Annotated in this window: 15 protein-coding genes; 8 read left to right on the plus strand and 7 right to left on the minus strand. The window is 63.8% G+C overall.

What is annotated here, in order from left to right:
• Positions 1–154 precede the first annotated feature (154 nt).
• Genes HB675_RS18985 through HB675_RS19015 form a run of 7 tightly spaced genes read left to right on the plus strand, consistent with a single transcriptional unit; the run spans position 155 to position 6,627 of the window.
• A complete protein-coding gene (locus tag HB675_RS18985) occupies positions 155–1,183 on the plus strand; it encodes an ABC transporter ATP-binding protein (RefSeq protein WP_213880360.1) in 1,029 nt (342 codons plus the stop codon).
• Positions 1,180–2,034 (plus strand): ABC transporter permease, encoded by an 855-nt coding sequence (locus tag HB675_RS18990; RefSeq protein WP_213880362.1) that lies wholly within the window; start codon positions 1,180–1,182, stop codon positions 2,032–2,034. The genes HB675_RS18985 and HB675_RS18990 overlap by 4 nt, the downstream gene beginning before the upstream one ends.
• A 2-nt stretch (positions 2,035–2,036) precedes the next feature.
• On the plus strand, positions 2,037–2,831 hold the full coding sequence (locus HB675_RS18995; protein ID WP_213880364.1) for an ABC transporter permease: 795 nt from the start codon (positions 2,037–2,039) through the stop codon (positions 2,829–2,831).
• Positions 2,831–3,121 (plus strand): (2Fe-2S)-binding protein, encoded by a 291-nt coding sequence (locus HB675_RS19000; RefSeq protein WP_213880366.1) that lies wholly within the window; start codon positions 2,831–2,833, stop codon positions 3,119–3,121. The genes HB675_RS18995 and HB675_RS19000 overlap by 1 nt, the downstream gene beginning before the upstream one ends.
• On the plus strand, positions 3,118–4,461 hold the full coding sequence (locus HB675_RS19005; RefSeq protein WP_213880368.1) for an FAD/NAD(P)-binding oxidoreductase: 1,344 nt from the start codon (positions 3,118–3,120) through the stop codon (positions 4,459–4,461). The genes HB675_RS19000 and HB675_RS19005 overlap by 4 nt, the downstream gene beginning before the upstream one ends.
• Positions 4,458–5,576, plus strand: a complete 1,119-nt coding sequence (locus HB675_RS19010; protein WP_213880370.1) for an FAD-binding oxidoreductase — start codon at positions 4,458–4,460, stop codon at positions 5,574–5,576. The genes HB675_RS19005 and HB675_RS19010 overlap by 4 nt, the downstream gene beginning before the upstream one ends.
• Positions 5,577–5,595: 19 nt before the next feature.
• Positions 5,596–6,627: an extracellular solute-binding protein gene (locus HB675_RS19015; RefSeq protein ID WP_213880372.1), complete on the plus strand. Its 1,032-nt coding sequence runs from the start codon at positions 5,596–5,598 to the stop codon at positions 6,625–6,627.
• Positions 6,628–6,633: 6 nt separating this feature from the next.
• Here the strand turns inward: HB675_RS19015 and HB675_RS19020 are convergent, their stop codons facing one another.
• Positions 6,634–7,800: an HlyD family secretion protein gene (locus tag HB675_RS19020; protein WP_213880374.1), complete on the minus strand. Its 1,167-nt coding sequence runs from the start codon at positions 7,798–7,800 to the stop codon at positions 6,634–6,636.
• Positions 7,797–9,443 (minus strand): MFS transporter, encoded by a 1,647-nt coding sequence (locus HB675_RS19025; RefSeq protein WP_213880376.1) that lies wholly within the window; start codon positions 9,441–9,443, stop codon positions 7,797–7,799. The genes HB675_RS19020 and HB675_RS19025 overlap by 4 nt, the downstream gene beginning before the upstream one ends.
• Before the next feature lie 174 nt (positions 9,444–9,617).
• Between HB675_RS19025 and HB675_RS19030 the strand changes: the two genes are divergently transcribed.
• Entirely contained in the window at positions 9,618–10,673 is a 1,056-nt protein-coding gene (locus HB675_RS19030) for a tetratricopeptide repeat protein (RefSeq protein WP_213880378.1), read from the plus strand.
• Positions 10,674–10,679: 6 nt separating this feature from the next.
• Here HB675_RS19030 and HB675_RS19035 read toward each other — a convergent pair whose 3' ends face one another.
• From HB675_RS19035 to HB675_RS19055, 5 genes are all read right to left on the minus strand, one after another.
• Positions 10,680–11,057 (minus strand): response regulator, encoded by a 378-nt coding sequence (locus HB675_RS19035; RefSeq protein ID WP_213880380.1) that lies wholly within the window; start codon positions 11,055–11,057, stop codon positions 10,680–10,682.
• 88 nt (positions 11,058–11,145) lie between these two features.
• On the minus strand, positions 11,146–12,327 hold the full coding sequence (locus HB675_RS19040) for a hybrid sensor histidine kinase/response regulator (RefSeq protein ID WP_213880382.1): 1,182 nt from the start codon (positions 12,325–12,327) through the stop codon (positions 11,146–11,148).
• On the minus strand, positions 12,324–12,896 hold the full coding sequence (locus HB675_RS19045; RefSeq protein ID WP_213880384.1) for a chemotaxis protein CheB: 573 nt from the start codon (positions 12,894–12,896) through the stop codon (positions 12,324–12,326). Before HB675_RS19045 ends, HB675_RS19040 begins: the two co-directional genes overlap by 4 nt.
• A gap of 37 nt (positions 12,897–12,933) precedes the next feature.
• Positions 12,934–13,755 carry a protein-glutamate O-methyltransferase CheR gene (locus HB675_RS19050; protein WP_213880515.1) on the minus strand — a complete coding sequence of 274 codons (822 nt, stop codon included), beginning with the start codon at positions 13,753–13,755 and terminating at the stop codon, positions 12,934–12,936.
• Positions 13,756–13,769: 14 nt separating this feature from the next.
• Positions 13,770–17,282 carry a response regulator gene (locus tag HB675_RS19055; protein WP_213880386.1) on the minus strand — a complete coding sequence of 1,171 codons (3,513 nt, stop codon included), beginning with the start codon at positions 17,280–17,282 and terminating at the stop codon, positions 13,770–13,772.
• Positions 17,283–17,356 lie beyond the last annotated feature (74 nt).

Consider the following 17,356-nt stretch of genomic DNA (forward strand, 5'->3'; position numbering starts at 1 on the left):
ATCTCTCGTCCTACTCTCGGGTCCACCGAGGCGAACGAATAACAAGATCGGCAGCCGGCCCGAGAGCCTGCGCCACGCCCCCCTCGTTGCATTTCTTCGCCTCTGCCCAACCTCAAAGTGCCCTCGTGGCTGACACATCAGGTGGAACGCGCCCATGGCTTTTCTGCAACTTCAAGGTCTCGCCAAGCATTACGGATCGATGCAAGCGGTGGTGGCCACCGACCTCTGCATTGACAAGGGCGAGTTCGTCTCGCTGCTCGGCCCTTCGGGCTGCGGCAAGACCACCACCTTGCAGATGATCGCCGGCTTCGTCGACGTCAGCGCCGGACGGATCGTGCTGGACGGCCGCGACATCACCCACGCCAAGCCCAGCAGCCGCGGCCTGGGCGTGGTGTTTCAGAGCTACGCGCTGTTCCCCCACATGACAGTGCGCGACAACGTTGCCTTCGGCCTGCGCATGCGCAAGGTGGTGGCGGCCGAGATTGCCAGCCGGGTCGCCCATGTGCTGGCGCTGGTGCGCCTGGCGCCCTTGGCCGAGCGCTACCCGCGAGAATTGTCCGGTGGCCAGCGTCAGCGCGTGGCCCTGGCCCGCGCCCTGGTGATCGAGCCACCGGTGCTGCTGCTGGACGAGCCGCTGTCCAACCTCGATGCCAACCTGCGCGAAGAAATGCAGTTCGAAATTCGCCGCATCCAGTCCGAGGTCAACATCACCACGTTGATGGTCACCCACGACCAGGCCGAAGCGTTGTCCATCAGCGACCGGGTGGTGGTGATGCAGGCCGGGCGCGTTACCCAGATCGACGAGCCCTACCGCTTGTACGAGCACCCGCGCACGCGCTTCATCTCCGACTTCGTCGGCAAGGCCAACGTGCTGCCCGGTCACACCGATGCCCACGGGGTGGTGCAGGTCCAGACCGGTGCCGACCAAGGTACGCTGGTGCTCAGCCTGCGCCCGGAGAAAATCCGATTGCAGGCCGCTGGCAGCGGCCGCCTGCCGGGCCGTGTGCGGCTTCGCTATTTTCTCGGCAGTCAATGGCTGTACCGCGTCGCCACGGACCTGGGCGAGCTCACCGTGGTCCAGCGCAATGACGGCAGCGCCCCACTGGCGCCGGACACGGCGGTCGGCCTCGACTGGCCGACAGAACTGCTGCGCATTCTGGCTGAAGACGAGGTCCCGGCATGAGCCAGAGCCGTCGCGGTTATCTGCTGTCGACTCCCGCGCTGCTGCTGTTCGGCGCGCTGCTGGTGCTGCCGTTGTGCCTGACGCTGGCACTGTCGTTCAACGTGTTCGACTACAGCAGCGGGATCAACAACCACGCCTGGACCCTGGATCACTACGGGGCGCTGTTCAACGACCCTTACTTCTACGGCATCTTCTGGCGCACCTTCTGGATCAGTGCACTGGTGACCCTGCTGTGCGTGTGCATCGGCGTGCCGGAAGCCTACGTGCTGAGCCGCATGGGCACGCCGTGGCGATCGATTTTCCTGATCGTCATCCTCACCCCGCTGCTGATTTCGGTGGTGGTCCGCGCCTTTGGCTGGAGCCTGCTGCTGGGCGCCGATGGGCTGGTCAACCAGGCCATCCAGGCCCTGGGCGGGCGCCCGGTGAAACTACTGTACACGCCGTTCTCGGTGATCATCGCGCTGGTTCACGTGATGCTGCCATTCATGATCATTCCGGTGTGGACCTCGCTGCACAAGCTCGACCCTGCGGCCGAACAGGCGGCGCTGTCGCTGGGGGCCAGCCAGGCCACCGTGATGCGCCAGGTGGTGTTGCCGCAAGTCATGCCCGGGGTGCTTTCGGGCACCTTGATCGTCTTCGGCCTGGCCGCCAGTTCCTTCGCCATCCCGGGCCTGCTGGGCGGTCGCCGGCTGAAGATGGTGGCCACCGTGGTGTATGACCAGTACCTCTCCGAGCTGAACTGGCCCATGGGCGCAGCCATCGCCGTGGCCCTGCTGCTGGCCAACCTGTTGATCATGCTGTCCTGGAACCGAATGGTCGAAGGCCGCTTCAAGCAATCCCTGGGAGATTGACGATGCCCCGTAACGGCCCGCTCGCGCTGTCCTTTCATGCCCTGGTGGTGGTGTTCATGCTGGCCCCGCTGGGGGTGGTCTGCCTGGTGGCGTTCACCCCGGACAACACCCTGACCCTGCCCACCCACGGTTTTTCCCTGCGCTGGTTTCGCGCCGTGTTCGAACGGGCGGACTTCATCGACTCGTTTTACAACAGCCTGGTACTGGCGTTCATTGCCGCCAGCCTCGCCACCCTGATCGCCGTGCCCGCCGCGCTGGCCATCACTCGCTATCGCTTTCCCGGTCGCGGCGCACTCAATGGGCTGTTTCTGTCGCCGATCATCATTCCGCACCTCGTGCTGGGGGTGGCGTTGCTGCGGCTGTTCGCCTTGTTGGGCGTCAACGGCAGCTTCACCTGGCTGGTGTTCGCCCACACCCTGGTGATCACCCCTTACGTGTTGCGACTGGTGCTGGCCTCGGCCGGGGGCATGGATCGCAGCGTCGAGCACGCCGCCCAATCCCTCGGTGCCGGGCGCTTCACCCTGTTCCGCCAGGTCACTTTGCCGATGATCCTGCCGGGGGTGGCCGGCGGCTGGCTGCTGGCATTCATCAACAGTTTCGACGAGGTGACGCTGTCCATCTTCGTCACTTCACCGGCGACGCAAACCCTGCCGGTGCGCATGTACGTGTACGCCACCGAATCCATCGACCCGATGATGGCGGCAGTGTCCGCACTGGTGATCGCCTTGACCGCCGTGACCATGATCGTGCTGGACAGGGTGTATGGGCTGGACCGCGTACTGGTAGGAAACCACTGATGGCCCTGTTCAAGCGACTGACCGAAACCCACCGTCCGACGCTGCCTTTCACCCTGGACGGACAGCCCGCCAGCGGCCTGCTCGGTGATACCGTGCTGACCGCCGTGCTGACCCAGGCCGAGCATCTGCGTGGCAGTGATTTCAGCGCAGCGCCCCGAGCCGGTTTCTGCCTGATGGGCGCCTGCCAGGATTGCTGGGTGGTGCTCGGCGACGGCCAACGCGTGCGCAGCTGTTCAACCCTGCTGGAAGCCGGGCACAACGTGCGCCGCGAACCGGGGCGTCAGGTATGAGCAGCGTGATTGTCGGCGCCGGCCCGGCGGGGATTCGCGCCGCCCTGACCTTGCTCGAACACGGCGTCAAGCCGGTGTTGCTGGACGAGGGCTTGCGCGGCGGTGGCCAGATCTACCGCCGCCCGCCTGCCCACTTTCAGCGCAGCGCCACGACCCTGTATGGCTTTGAAGCGCGCAAGGCGACTGATCTGCACCAAGGGCTCGACCGTCTGGCCGGGCAGTTCGATTACCGCCCTGCCACCCTGGTGTGGAACGCCGAACAGGGCGCACTGGACACCGTGTGCGATGGCCGTGGGCGCCGCGTGCCCTATGAACGACTGATCGTGGCCACCGGCGCCACCGATCGGATCCTGCCGGTGCCGGGCTGGACTTTGCCGGGCGTGTACAGCCTCGGTGCGGCGCAGATTGCCCTCAAATATCAAGGCTGCGCCATTGGCGAACGGGTGGTGCTGGCCGGTAGCGGCCCCTTGCTCTACCTGGTGGCCTACCAGTACGCAAAGGCCGGCGCCCGAGTGGTAGCCGTGCTCGACAGCGCCCCCTTCGCCGCGCAGGTCAAGGCCAGTCCGACCCTGCTGCGGCAACCGCCGACCCTGGCCAAGGGCATGTACTACCGCGCCTGGCTCGCGGCCCACGGCGTTACCGTGCACAACAGCGCAGCACTGCAGGCCATCCAGGGTGACACGCGGGTGACCGGGCTGAGCTGGAACAACGGCCGTACGCTTGAGTGCGATGCCGTTGCCATTGGCCACGGGCTGCGCAGCGAGACCCAATTGGCCGACCTGCTGGGCTGTGCCTTTACCTGGAGCCCGCTGAACCGCAGTTGGCTGCCAAACCGCGATGCCTACGGCCGCAGCACCGTGCCTGGCGTCTACCTGGCGGGCGACGGTGCCGGGATCATGGGCGCCGACGCGGCTGAGAGGGCCGGTGAACTGGCCGCCCTGAGCGTGCTGCGTGACAGTGGCGTGGCTGTGGACGATCAGCGCGTCGAGGCACTGACACGGCAATTGGCCGATATCCAGCGTTTTCGTCATGGCCTGGAAAGTGCCTTTCCCTTTCCCACCCGGTGGAGCGATCAGGTCACCGACAGCACCTTGATCTGCCGCTGCGAAGAAGTCAGCGCGGGGGAGATTAGGCACGTAGTGCGCGAAGGGCATTGGGAGATCAATCGAGTCAAGGCCCATTGCCGGGTAGGCATGGGCCGCTGCCAGGGACGCATGTGCGGCTCTGCTGCCGCCGAGATCATCGCCCGCTGCAGTGGGCGCGCCATTGACGAGATTGGCCGATTGCGGGCGCAGGCACCGATCAAGCCGCTGCCGTTCGGCCTGGAGAGTGAAGCATGAGTGCGCCCTTGGAAACCGAAGCCATCATTATCGGCGGTGGCATCGTCGGCGCCTCGGCCGCGCTGTGGCTGGCCCGGCGAGGACGATCGGTCGCGCTGCTGGAACGGGACTTTTGCGGTTCCCATTCCAGCGGCGTCAATTACGGTGGTGTGCGCCGCCAAGGGCGCCCGCTCAATCAACTGCCGCTGTCCCAGCGAGCCCACGAAATCTGGGGCGAGCTGCCGGCATTGCTCGGCATCGACGGCGAGTACCGGCGCTCGGGCCACCTGAAACTGGCCCGCAGCGCCGAGGACATGCGGGCACTGGAACACTATGCCCAAGGCAGCGAACCCTTCGGTCTGGGCCTGCAATTGCTCGACCGACGCGAGCTGCGCCGGCGCTTTGGCTGGGTGGGCGACGTCGCGGTGGGTGCATCGCTGTGCCCAGAGGACGGCCATGCCAACCCGCGGCTGGTCGGCCCTGCCTTCGCCCAGGCCGCGCGCCGCGCCGGGGCCAGGGTCCATGAACAGGCCGAGGTGACCGAGGTGGAACACGACGGGGCGGCTTTCGTGGTGCGCTGTGCCAACGGCTTGCAGGTGCGCGCACCCTGGCTGCTCAATTGTGCCGGGGCCTGGGCCGGCGCCCTCGCCGCACAGTTCGGCGACAGCGTGCCCCTGACCAGCGGCCACCCGGCGATGCTGGTCACCGAACCCTTGCCCCTCGTGATGGACGTCAGCACCGGCGTCGAAGGCGGCGGCATCTATGCTCGCCAGGTCGCCCGGGGCAACTGCGTGCTGGGCGGCGGCCAGGGTTTTGCCCTGGACCCGGCCCGCGCGCGCCCCGGACAGGGCGCGGTGCTCGACATCCTGCGCCACGCCGCCGAGCTCTACCCGTTTCTCGCCGGCGCCCATGCCATCCGCACCTGGAGCGGGACCGAGGGCTATCTGCCCGACCGCCAGCCTGTCATCGGCCCCAGTTGCCGCCAGCCGGGCTTGCTACATGCCTTCGGCTTCGCCGGGGCGGGCTTCCAGATCGGCCCCGCAGTGGGGGAGGTCCTCGCCGACTGGGTGTGCGACAGCCCCACACGGCAGCCCATGGACGCGTTCTCCATCCGCCGTTTTCAACCCACTCCCTAGCGTTCCAAAAGGAAGGCCCATGAAATACCTCAAGCGCATTGCCTGCACCCTGCCCCTGTTGGCCGCGACGGCCGCCCAGGCCGAGCCGACCCTGTACCTGGGCATGAACGGCGGCACCATGGAGCGCGTCTACGCCGACGAGGTGCTGCCGCTCTTCGAGAAAGCCAACCAGGTCAAGGTGGTGATCGTGCCGGGCACCTCCTCCGACATTCTGGCCAAGGTCCAGGCCAGCAAGGATCACCCGCAGATCCATGTCATGTTCCTCGACGACGGCATCATGTACCGCGCCATCTCCATGGGCCTGTGCAGCAAACTGGCGGACAGCCCGGAGCTGGCCGACATTCCCGCGAAGGCGCGGATCAAGGACCAGGCCGCAGCGGTAACTCTGGGCGTTACGGGTCTGGCCTACAACACCCGCCTGTTCAAGGAGAAGGGCTGGAGCGCGCCGACCTCATGGATGGACCTGGCCGACCCGCGCTACAAGGACAAGGTGGTGTTCCAGTCGCTGCCGTCCTCGACCTTCGGCCTGCACGGTTTTCTGATGTTCAACCGCATTCAAGGCGGCAGCGAAGCCAACGTCGAACCCGGCTTCAAGGCCTGGCCGAAGACCATCGGGCCCAATGTGCTGGAGTACATCGCCAGCTCGGCGAAGATTTCCGAAATGGTACAGACCGACGAAGCCGCCGTGTTCCCCCTGACGCCGACCGGGGTGACCACCCTGCAGCTCAAGGGCATCCCGGTGGCGTACGCACAGCCCAAGGAAGGCGCGGTGGTGCTCAACGTCGCCGAATGCGCGATTGCCAACAATGACCAGGCGGCCCTGGCCCAAAAGCTGGCGGCGTTTCTGCTGTCGCCCGAGGCCCAGGCCATTGCCCTGGAGAAGGGCGATCAGATCCCGTCGAACCCGAAAACCCCGACCACCGAGCAGACCCGGGGCCAGGTCGACGCCATGAACACCTACCTCAAGACCGCGATTTCCATTGACTGGGACCAGGTCAACCAGCTTCGGCCCGAATGGAACGCGCGCTGGAGCCGGTCGATCGAGCAATAAATCGGCTCATTGGCCGAAGTCGCCACCCTGCCGTTCGCCTTCCGGCACCACGCTGGTATCAATGCTCACCACCACCGACATCCCGGGGCGCAGACGCTGGGCCTGAGCCTGGTCCGGATCGACGCTGATGCGCACCGGGATGCGCTGGGCGATCTTGACGAAGTTGCCGGTGGCGTTGTCGGCCTGCAGGAGCGCGAACTCGGAGCCGGTGGCCGGCGATATGCGCTCGACGTGGCCTTGCAGGCGGCGGTGGTCGAGGGCATCGACGGTGAAGCTTGCCGGTTGACCGACCCGTACGTCGTCCATCTGGGTTTCCTTCATGTTGGCGATCACCCAGTGCACCTGGGGCACCAAGGCCATCAGCTGCGCACCCGAGTTGACGTAGGCGCCCAAGCGCACGCCGATCTGGCCGAGTTGGCCATCCCGGGGGGCGAGCACGCGGGTATTGCTCAGGTCGATACGGGCCAGTTCCACGGCGGCATCGGCGTTAGCCACCGAGGCTTCCAGGGACGCACGGTTGACGATCACCGTTTGCAGGTCCTGACGGGCAATGTCCACCGCCGCCTTGGCCTGGGCCAGAGCGGCGACACTCTGGGCATTGGCCGCGCGTACCACATCCAGGTCGCGGCGTGACACCGAGCCATCGCTGATCAAGGCCTCGTTGCGCTTGAGATCGGCGGCGGCCTTGCGCACCTGTGCTTCGCTGTCGGCGACGGCGGCGATACGCTGGGCGATGGTGGCTTCGGCGCTTTTACGCTGCTGGATATTGTTGGCCAGCGCGGCTTTCTGTACGGCCACCTGGGCCAGCGACTGGTCCAGGTGCTGCTGGTAGATGCGGTCATCCAGGCGCACCAGCAGGTCGCCGGCCTTGACGTACTGGAAGTCCTGCACCGGTACCTCGAAGACGTAGCCGCTCAGTTGCGGGCCGATCACGGTGACCTGGCCGCGCACCAGCGCGTTCTCGGTGCTCTCGATGGCAGAGCTGAACGGTGGCAGTTGCCAGGCATACAGCACGATGAAGACCCCGGTCACCGCCACCGAGGCGAAGATCAGGGTGGACAGCACGCGCACACGCAACGAGCGTGGCTGTGCGTTGGCGGCGGGTGGCGGCGCTACGCCTTCCGGCGTCGAGGCAATGGCATTTGTGGTGGTACTGGTGCTGGGTTCAGTCATGACGAAGCGCCGCTGGCGGGTGTGGGGGAAGGTGGTGTGTGGGTGGTGCTGCGCAGCCACAGGCTGCGGGCGAAGATCCAGAGCATGGTCAGCACGGCAATCGCCGCCATCAACATGAACACGTCGTTGTAGGCCAGCACGTTGGCTTCACGGGTGGCGGCAGTGGACAGCGCACGGACCCCCAGGGTGTTGCGCAAGCCGGCGTCAGCCACAGTGGAGGCGTAACTGGCCGCCCCGCTCTGCACCCGCGCCGCCACCAACGGTTCAGCCAGCACCAGTTGATCGACGATGACGCTGGAGTGGAATTTCTCGCGCACGATCTGATAAGTCCCCAGCAGCGCTGAGCCGATCAGGCCGCCGAGGTTGTTGGCGATCCCGAACAGTACGGAAAAACTCACCAGGTTGCGCGGGTTGGTGACCACGTTACGGGTGCCCAGGGCCATGGTCGGGCCGAGAAAGAATGTGCCGCCGAATGCCAGCAGAAACTGGCTCAGGTACATCTGCGGCGGCCGCGTCAGGTTGTTGGAAAAGGCGTCCATGCTGGCGCCCACCGCCATCAGCGCCAGGGCGATGATCAAAGGCATGAACAAGTGTTGGGGGTTGATGGTCAGGGCGCTGACCGCCAGCCCGGCCACGGCGCCCACCAGCATCACCCAGTACAGGCTGCGCATCTGCTCCTGGCTCATGTTCAGCACTTGCAGAAAGCCCACCGCGCCGGTGGTCTGCTCGGACAGCACCATGCGGATCAGAATCACCCCCAGGCCCAGGCGGATGGCCACGCCACTGCCCAGCCAGCGCGTCATCAGCAGGGGGTTGGCGCGATTGTGCTCGATGGCCAGCCCCGTCAGGATCAATGCAATGGCCGCCGCCGAAGCCAGGCCGATCCAGCGGGCTTCCAGCCACCAGTCGATGCGGCCAAGGGACAGCACCGCACAGAGCAGCGCCACACCGGTAAAAAGGATGCCGAAGGTGAGAAAGTCCAGCGGCTCGAAGGTGCGAAAACGGTCACCTGGCGGCAGTTTGAGCATGAACACAGAGCCCAGTGCCGCCAGTGCCAAGCCCAGTTCGAACAGGTAGAGGCCGCGCCATTCGCCGATCTGCAGCAGGTCCTCGGAAAAGATGCGCGCCAGTGGCAGCGCCAGCTGCGCCGTGCCCAGGCCCAGCACCAGCGCCTTGAGCCGCCATTTCGCCGGGAAGGCCTGGATCATGTAGTACAGGCCCAGGGAGCTCAGCGCCGCGCCGACCATGCCATGGGCAGCACGCACCGCGATGGCCGAGCCCAGGTCGTTGACGAACAGATGGGCGAAGGTCACCAGCACATACAGCACCAGGAACACCTCGGTGAACGCTCGCAGGCCGAATTGCTGACGGAACTTTACCAGCAGCAGGTTCATCGAGACGTTGGTCATCACATAGGCGGCGGGCAGCCAGGCCATCTCCGCGGTGGTGGCGCCCAACGCCCCCTGGAGAAACAGCAGATTGGCCGTCACCAAGGCGTTGCCCAACCCACCGGTCAAGGCCACCAACAGGCCGACGGCGGCGAAAGCCCATCGCTTGGGGGTCGAATGGATCGGGGTCGATGGCGAACCCGGCAGGCTGGGGCGTTCGTGCGGTTGCCATTGATGGGGGGCGTAGCGGTCCAAATCGGGCGGGTCCTTTTGTTGTTGTGGTTATTGGCTTGGAAGGACATTGAACCCCAACCCAGACACATTGTGTATCACCCAGACTACAAAACCTTTCTCCAACCATCATTTGACTCGCCCCCCCCACCTGACCCAAGCTCTGCCATCGGCAAACCCTCGCACTATGGATGATGCATGCCCAAACGCTTTCGCTATGCCGCCATGGCGCTTCTGGTGGTCGTGGCCCTGAGCCTGGCCTGGCATCTGGGCAAACCGCTGCCCGTGCCCCAGTCGACACTGGTCAAGCACAGTTACAACACCGCCCTGACGGCCGCCCATGACGGCAAACCCGGTGCCGCGCGCCTGCTTTACCAGCAACTGGCGCGCACCGACCTGTCGGCGGTGCGTCAGGCCAGCCTGCTGGCCGAGCTTGCCAACTACCCGAGCCCCAAGGCACTTAAACTGGCCAAGGCGGCCTTGGCGGGCAACGAGCCGCTGGTGCGCCATGCTGCCATCGACTGCATCGTCCAACTGGTGTCCCAGGCCCAGCGCAGCTTGCTGCTAGGGCCCTTGTTGAGCGACAACGACCTGGAAATCCGTTTCCATGCCGCCCGCGCGCTACTCAACCTGTACCCGGACGACCTGGGTTTGTACTTTGCCGAGCTGGAAAAAGTCCTCGATCAGTACGTCACCGCCTTGCAGGCCAAGCCCGACGACGCGGATTCGCAACTGGAGCTGGCACAGGTGCAGATGCACAACGAGGCCTGGTCGGCCGCGGACACCGCCCTGCAGCGAGCCCGAACCTTGCAACCGGAGAATCTGGATCTGGTGCCAATCCAGGTGCGCCTGCTGGAAAGCCAGCATCAGCCCGACCGCGCCCGCCAGGTGCTGGGCGACCAACTGCTGCGCCATCCCGATTCGGCGTTCCTGCAATCGCAATTGGGCCAATGGCTGCTGCGCAACGGCGCGCCGGAATACGCCTTGTTGGCGTTGACCCGCGCTGTTGAGCTGGAACCGGACAATCAGGACTATCGCTACGACCTGGCCGTGGCCCTGCATGGTCTCGATCAGGTCGAGGCCGCCCAGCGCCAGCTGGACGAAATGCTGCGGCGCCAGCCGGCCAATCACAAGGCGCGGCTGCTGTTGATCAGCTACTGGAAGGAAACCGGCCAATTGCAGAACGTACAGATCCTGCTGGCCGAACTGGAACAGCAGAACCCCGATGATCCGGCGCTGCAACTGGCGCAGTAAAACGGCTCAGGACAACAGCGACTCGATCTTGCTTTGCAGGTCTTCAAGCTTGAAGGGCTTGGCCAGAATTGGCGCCTTGCGGGCGATGGGGCTGTTGGATTCGACGATTTCCGCCGGGAAGCCACTGATGAAGATGACCTTGAGCTCCGGGCGCAACTTGACTGCGGGCTCGGCGATCTGCACCCCGGAAATGCCGCCGGGCAGGCGAAAGTCGGTAATCATCAGGTCCAGGTGCGGCTTGGTAGCGAGGATTCGGAACGCCTGTTCGCCGTTTTCGGCTTGCAGCACCCGATAGCCTTCCCCCGACAGGTAGTCGGCAAGCACCATCAGAATCGAGGGCTCATCCTCGACAATGAGGACTACGTCTTGTGCATCTTCGCTCATGGCAAACCTTTGTTCTGGGTGATCGGTCTATCGCTGCCAATACGACCGTGGCGTGACACGGAGGTTGCGCCCCACGCAATGAAATAAACTAAAGTGGCAGACTGACTCGAAACAGCGAGCCCTCGCCCAACGCGCTCTCCACCGCGATGTTGCCGCCATGCGCCGCGACGATCTGCTCGGAGATGAACAACCCCAGCCCCAGCCCGGCCACCACCTGCTTGGCCGACACCCGTTCGAACTGCTGAAAGATCCGGCTCTGGTTTTCCTTGCTGATACCAATGCCGTGGTCGCGCACCTCCAGACAAGCGTAGCCCTGATGACGGTAGACGGTCACTTCGATCGGCCCTTTGCCGCCATAGCGCAAGGCATTGGACAACAGGTTAGCAGCCACCTGCTCGATGCGAAACTCGTCCCAGATACCCAGCACCGGCTCATCGGCCCGCAGGGACACCGTGCAGTCGGCTGCCGCTACTTGTGGCGCAAAATTATCCAGCAGGTTGGCCGTCAACTGCACCAGGTCGAAGCGGCTGGGGCGGATGGACAGTTTCCCGGTGCGGATACGCGAGACGTCCAGCATGTCCTCGATCAGACGAATCAGGCTCTGGATCTGCCGCTCGTCGCGCTCGACCATGCCGCGCATCTTCTCCAGGGAGAACGCGTCGGCGTTGTCCCGGGCCAGATGCAGCTTGCGCAGTTGGGTTTCCAGAATCAGTCCGTTGAGGGGCGTGCGCACTTCATGGGAGACGATGGACATGAAGTCATCGCGCATACGCACGGCGTGTTCCAACTCGTTCTGTGTCGCCTGCAACTGCTTGAGCAGCACTTCCTGCTCCTGACGGCTGCGCTCCAGTTCGTCGAGCTGTTCCTTGAGGGTCTTGCGTTGGCGGTACAGGTCGACAAAGACGCTGACCTTGCTCTTGACCGCGTGGATGTCCAGGGGCTTGTGCAGGAAATCCACGGCGCCGCTTTCGTAGCCCTTGAAGGCGTAATTCATCTCCCGGCCCGCAGCGCTGACAAAAATGATCGGGATGTTCTTGGTCTTCTCGGTGCTGCGCATCAGCTCGGCCAGCTCGAAGCCGTTCATGCCGGGCATCTGCACATCAAGGATGGCCATGGCGAACTCATGCTGCAGCAGCAGCGAGAGCGCTTCATCGGCCGATAACGCCTTGTAGACCTCGCGGTCAGCTTGTTTGATCAGCGCGTCGAGGGCCAGCAGGTTTTCCGGCAGGTCATCGACGATCAGCAGTTTGGCGATTATTGGAGTTGTCATTGAGCCTGTTCCAGCCCGGCCAGCAAAGTGCCAATGCCGTGTAATGGGAGAATGTGATCAGGGACTGTCAAAGCCAGCGCGGCCAGCGGCATCACCGAGATTTTCGCCTCGGCCGGGTCCTGCACTACGGTCAGGCCACCATGGCGCGCAACCGTGGCGATGCCACGGGCGCCGTCTTCATTGGCACCGGTCAGCAGCACCGCCACCAAGGCGGGACCGTAGGCGTCGGCGGCCGAGTCGAACAACAGGTCGATGGCGGGACGGGAATAATGCACGCGCTCCTCCTGACTGAGGGAAAAACTGAAATCACGCTCGATGGACAAGTGGTACCCGGGCCCGGCGAAGTAGATCACCCCGGCCTCGATGGTTTCCTTGTCCATCGCTTGGCGTACCGGGCGCAGCAACCGCCGTTCGAACACTTCGGCCAGCTGGCTGTGGCGGTTGTCCGGCAGGTGCAGCACCGTGATCACCGGTAACGAATAACCGGGGGGCAAGGCTCCATAGATGCTCAGCAGCGCTTCCACGCCGCCTGCCGATGCCCCTACGACCACCGCCTGAAATCTGTTCATGCCAGGTTGCTCGCTCGCCGGACCCACTGGGCCCGACTCATAACTTGCGGTAGATCCGTTCGGGCCGCGCCAACGTCTCGAACCGAGCACTATACGCAGAAAAATCGAGCGTTTCCTTGCTCCCCAGCACCAGAAAGCCACGATGGCACAGGGATTCATGAAATAGCCCGAACGCACGGTCCTGCAAATTTTTATTGAAGTAAATCAATACGTTGCGACATGAAACCAGCTGAGTTTCGGAGAAAACACTGTCGGTGGCAAGGCTGTGATCGGCAAATGTCACATTGTCGCGCAGGCTGCTGTCGAAAATCGCGTTGCCGTAGGCCGCCGTGTAGTAGTTGGAGAACGCCTCCTGGCCGCCGGCGCGCTGGTAGTTTTCTGTGTAGGCGCGCACGTTTTCCATGGAATAGATGCCGACCTTGGCCTTTTCCAGAGAGGCCGGGTTGATGTCCGTGGCGTAGATGATCGTGCGTTCGAGCAGACCTTCCTCGCGCAGCAGGATGGCCATGGAATACACCTCCTCCCCCGTGCTGCAGCCGGCAATCCAGATCTTGAGCGACGGGTAGGTCTTGAGCAACGGCACCACTTCGCGGCGAATGAACAGAAAGTGCTCAGGGTCGCGAAACATCGAACTGACCGGAATCGTCAGGTACTGCAACAGCTGCATGAACGCGCCGGCGTCGTGCAGCACCCGCTCCTGCAGCGCCGAAATGGTCTGGCATTCGAACTGACTGACCGCATGCAGAACCCGGCGCTTGACCGAGGCGCCGGAGTAATCGCGAAAATCGTAGCTGTACTTTAAGTAGATCGCTTCGATCAGCAGGCGGATCTCGATGTCCACGTCGCTGGTACGCTGCAGCGGCGCCGGGTTCACTAGATGCGCTCCAGGGGTGGCAGCCAGACACGAATCAACGAAAACAACCGATCAAGGTCGATGGGCTTGGCCAGATAGTCGTTGGAACCGGCTTGCAGGCAGCGCTCCTGATCGTCCTTCATGGCCTTGGCGGTCACGGCGATAATCGGCAGCTTGCGCCAGCGCGGGTCTTTGCGTATTTCGCGGGTGGCTTCGTAGCCGTCCATTTCGGGCATCATGACATCCATCAGCACCAGGTCGATGTCCTCGACCGCATTGAGTCGTTCGATCGCCTCACGGCCGTTACGGCCAATCTCGACGATGGCGCCCTTGTGTTCCAGGGCGCTGGTCAGGGCAAAGATGTTGCGCACGTCGTCATCGACCACGAGGATCTTGCGCCCCTCGAAGACCTTGTCGCGGCTGCGGGCGGTCTTGAGCATCTTCTGCCGTTCAGTGGACAACTGCGATTCGACTTTGTGCAGAAAGAGTGTGACTTCATCCAGCAGTCGCTCGGGGGAACGTGCGCCCTTGATGATGATCGAGCGGGAGTATTTGAGCAGTTCGGCCTCTTCTTCGCGGGTCAGGTTGCGACCGGTGTAGACAATGACCGGCGGGAACGAGCGAATTTCCTCGGTGGACATGCGCTTGAGCAGGTCGTTGCCGAGCATGTCCGGCAGCTTGAGATCGATGATCATGCAGTCGTAGACATTGGCGCGCAGCAGGTCCAGGGCTTCCTGGGCGAAACCGACGGCGGTGATGATGATGTCATCGTCGCCGATCAGGCGGGCAATGCTGTCGCGCTGCAAGTCATCGTCTTCCACCAGCAGGATGTGCTTGACCTTCTGGGTCAGCTTGGCCTCCAGCAGGGAGAAAACCTCTTTGAGCTCCTCGCGCGAAGTCGGCTTGACCGCGTAGCCCACAGCCCCCATATGCAGGGCCGCCTCGACCCGGTCTTCCACGGAAATCACGTGCACCGGAATGTGCCGGGTGGACGCTTGCTCCTTGAGGCGTTGCAGCACGGTGAGGCCCGAGTGGTCCGGCAGGCGCATGTCCAGCAGCACGGCATCGGGCACAAAGCGCGCGGCCAGGTCGAAGCCTTCATCTGCGCCGTGGGCCACCAGGCACTGGTAGTCCAATTCGTGGGCCAGATCGTAGAGAATCCGCGCAAAGTTCGGCTCGTCCTCGATCACCAGGATGCAGCGCTTGTCAAAGGGCCCCTTGTCGCGGTCGTCGGGGAAGCTCGCGATGGCCATGGCCGGCGCACTCTGCGGCTCGGGCGCAGGCGTAAGCGGGGCGGCCCGGGCCGGAATGATCGGCGGCGGCAAATGATCGCGGGCCGGCGCTGTGTGTTCGCCGGCCAAGGCCTTCTCTTCATAGACCGTCGGCAGGATCAGGGTAAAGATACTGCCGTGGCCCAGTTCGCTGGTGACGCTGATATAACCACCCATCAGCGCGGCCAGATCGCGGGAAATCGACAAGCCCAGACCGGTGCCGCCATAGCGGCGATTGGTGGTGCCGTCGGCCTGGCGGAACGCTTCGAATATGCTTTGCTGCTGGTCCGGGGCGATGCCGATCCCCGAGTCGCGCACGTTGAAGGCGATACCGCCACTGGGCTGGTGGGACACGGTCAGCGAGACACTGCCCTGCTCGGTGAACTTGAAAGCGTTGGACATCAGGTTCTTGAGAATCTGCTCGACCCGCTGGCGGTCGCTGTACAGCGACTGCGGGGCCCCGTTCTGCACCTCGACGTTGAATTGCAGGCCCTTTTCCCGGGCCAGCGGCTCGAACATGACCCGCAGGCCATCCACCAGGCGGGGCACGCTGAGGTTTTCGGGGCGCACTTCGAGCTTGCCCGCTTCGACTTTGGAGATGTCAAGAATGTCGTTGATCAGGTGCAGCAGGTCGTTGCCGGCGGAGTAGATCGAGTCGGCGAACTTGACCTGTTCGGCCGACAGGTTGCCTTGGGGGTTTTCCGAGAGCAGCTTGGCCAGGATCAGCGAGCTGTTGAGCGGGGTGCGCAGCTCATGGCTCATGTTGGCGAGAAATTCCGACTTGTATTTGCTGGAGCGCTGCAACTCGTCGGCGCGGTCTTCGAGCTGCACCTGAGCCTCGTTGAGCTCGGCGTTCTTGCGGTCCAGGGCGTCGCGCTGCTGGGACAAGGCGTCGGTGCGCTCGGCCAGTTGTTCGTTGGTCTGTTCCAGTTCCGCCTGCTGAGTCTCCAGGTGCGCCTGGGACTCCTTGAGCACACGGGATTGCTCTTCGAGCTCTTCATTGGCGGTTTTCAGCTCTTCCTGTTGCACCTGCAGCTCTTCATTGAGCTGCTGGGTCTCGGCCAGCACCTCCTGCAAGCGCTGACGGTAGCGCGCCGCCTCGATGGCAGTGCCGATATTGCTGGCCAGCAGTTGCGCCAACTCGACGTCACGGTCGCTCAGCGCGCGCAGGAAGCCCAGCTCGACCACGCCGTTGACCGCGTCGTCGTTGCTGGTGGGCACGACCAGGACGCTGCGCGGTGCGCCGTCACCCAGCCCCGAGCTGACCTTGAAGTAATCCTGGGCCACATCGTCCAGGCGCACCAGCCGGTTGCTCTGCACGGCCTGGCCGACGATGCCTTCGCCATTGATCAGGGTCTGTTGCTGGCCTTCCTGTTCACGGGAGAAGCCGTAAGTGGCGACGCGGCGCAGACTGCCGTGCTCTTCGCGCACGTAGACGGCCGCCACCACACTGCCCAGATAACCGGAAAAGAACTGGAGGATGTTGCGCCCCAGCATCTGCAAGGTCAGCTGGCCCAGCAGCTGTTCGGCCAGCTGGGTCTGGCCACTGCGCAACCAGGCCTGCTCGCGCAAGCGATCGCTGCTCAGTTGCTGGGCTTGCAGATTGTCACCATAGGAAGTGGACAGCGCCATGATATCGCGGCGCCCGAACCAGGCCACCAGGCCGCTGATCAACAGCACAAACAACACATACAGGCTGATGGACGCCCAGATGGTATGGGTCACGTCTTCGGCCCGGGTCACCCTCAGCCCGTGTTCCATGGCCAGCAGGTCCTCGAACTGCTTGCGCACATCGTCGGTCAGGCGCTTGCCGCGGCCCGACTGCACGATGGTACTGAAGTCTGCGTTGGTTCGACGGGCTTCGATCATGGACTCGGCGTAGGCGATCCACTCCTTCTGCATGGCCATGATGCGAGTCAGGCGCTCGACCTGGATCGGATTGTCGGACACCAGTTCCTGCAACGCCGGGATCTCCGCCGCCAGCCGGGGCTTGGCCAGTTCAAACGGGTCCAGGTAGCTGTTATTGCCGGTCAGCAGGTAACCGCGCATGCCGGTTTCCATGTCAATGGACAGCTTGACCGCATCATTGGCGTTGTTGATCACTCGGTCAGTGTGCTCGACCCAGTCGATCACCGACATCAGATAGGCAATGATACCGACGAACACCAGACCGCTGACAAGCCCCACACCCAGGGGCAAACCGACGTTGCGATTCAGGAGTTTGCGGAAACTTTGCTCGTCGATCGTGGAGCTTTTAGTCATATCCATTGGCCTGGGTGGTGAACTCAAGGCGGCGATTTTGCCGTAAACGCGTGTAAAAGTTCTATTTTTCCTGC

Source organism: Pseudomonas sp. dw_358 (genome assembly GCF_018449655.1).
Classification (GTDB): Bacteria; Pseudomonadota; Gammaproteobacteria; order Pseudomonadales; family Pseudomonadaceae; genus Aquipseudomonas.

Coding starts and splice junctions, on each gene's coding strand:
- HB675_RS18985 (WP_213880360.1), top strand. CDS start 155: ATGGCTTTTCTGCAACTTCAAGGTCTCGCCAAGCATTACGGATCGATG.
- HB675_RS19015 (WP_213880372.1), top strand. CDS start 5,596: ATGAAATACCTCAAGCGCATTGCCTGCACCCTGCCCCTGTTGGCCGCG.
- HB675_RS19035 (WP_213880380.1), bottom strand. CDS start 11,057: ATGAGCGAAGATGCACAAGACGTAGTCCTCATTGTCGAGGATGAGCCC.
- HB675_RS18995 (WP_213880364.1), top strand. CDS start 2,037: ATGCCCCGTAACGGCCCGCTCGCGCTGTCCTTTCATGCCCTGGTGGTG.
- HB675_RS19030 (WP_213880378.1), top strand. CDS start 9,618: ATGCCCAAACGCTTTCGCTATGCCGCCATGGCGCTTCTGGTGGTCGTG.
- HB675_RS19000 (WP_213880366.1), top strand. CDS start 2,831: ATGGCCCTGTTCAAGCGACTGACCGAAACCCACCGTCCGACGCTGCCT.
- HB675_RS19020 (WP_213880374.1), bottom strand. CDS start 7,800: ATGACTGAACCCAGCACCAGTACCACCACAAATGCCATTGCCTCGACG.
- HB675_RS18990 (WP_213880362.1), top strand. CDS start 1,180: ATGAGCCAGAGCCGTCGCGGTTATCTGCTGTCGACTCCCGCGCTGCTG.
- HB675_RS19010 (WP_213880370.1), top strand. CDS start 4,458: ATGAGTGCGCCCTTGGAAACCGAAGCCATCATTATCGGCGGTGGCATC.
- HB675_RS19005 (WP_213880368.1), top strand. CDS start 3,118: ATGAGCAGCGTGATTGTCGGCGCCGGCCCGGCGGGGATTCGCGCCGCC.
- HB675_RS19040 (WP_213880382.1), bottom strand. CDS start 12,327: ATGACAACTCCAATAATCGCCAAACTGCTGATCGTCGATGACCTGCCG.
- HB675_RS19045 (WP_213880384.1), bottom strand. CDS start 12,896: ATGAACAGATTTCAGGCGGTGGTCGTAGGGGCATCGGCAGGCGGCGTG.
- HB675_RS19055 (WP_213880386.1), bottom strand. CDS start 17,282: ATGACTAAAAGCTCCACGATCGACGAGCAAAGTTTCCGCAAACTCCTG.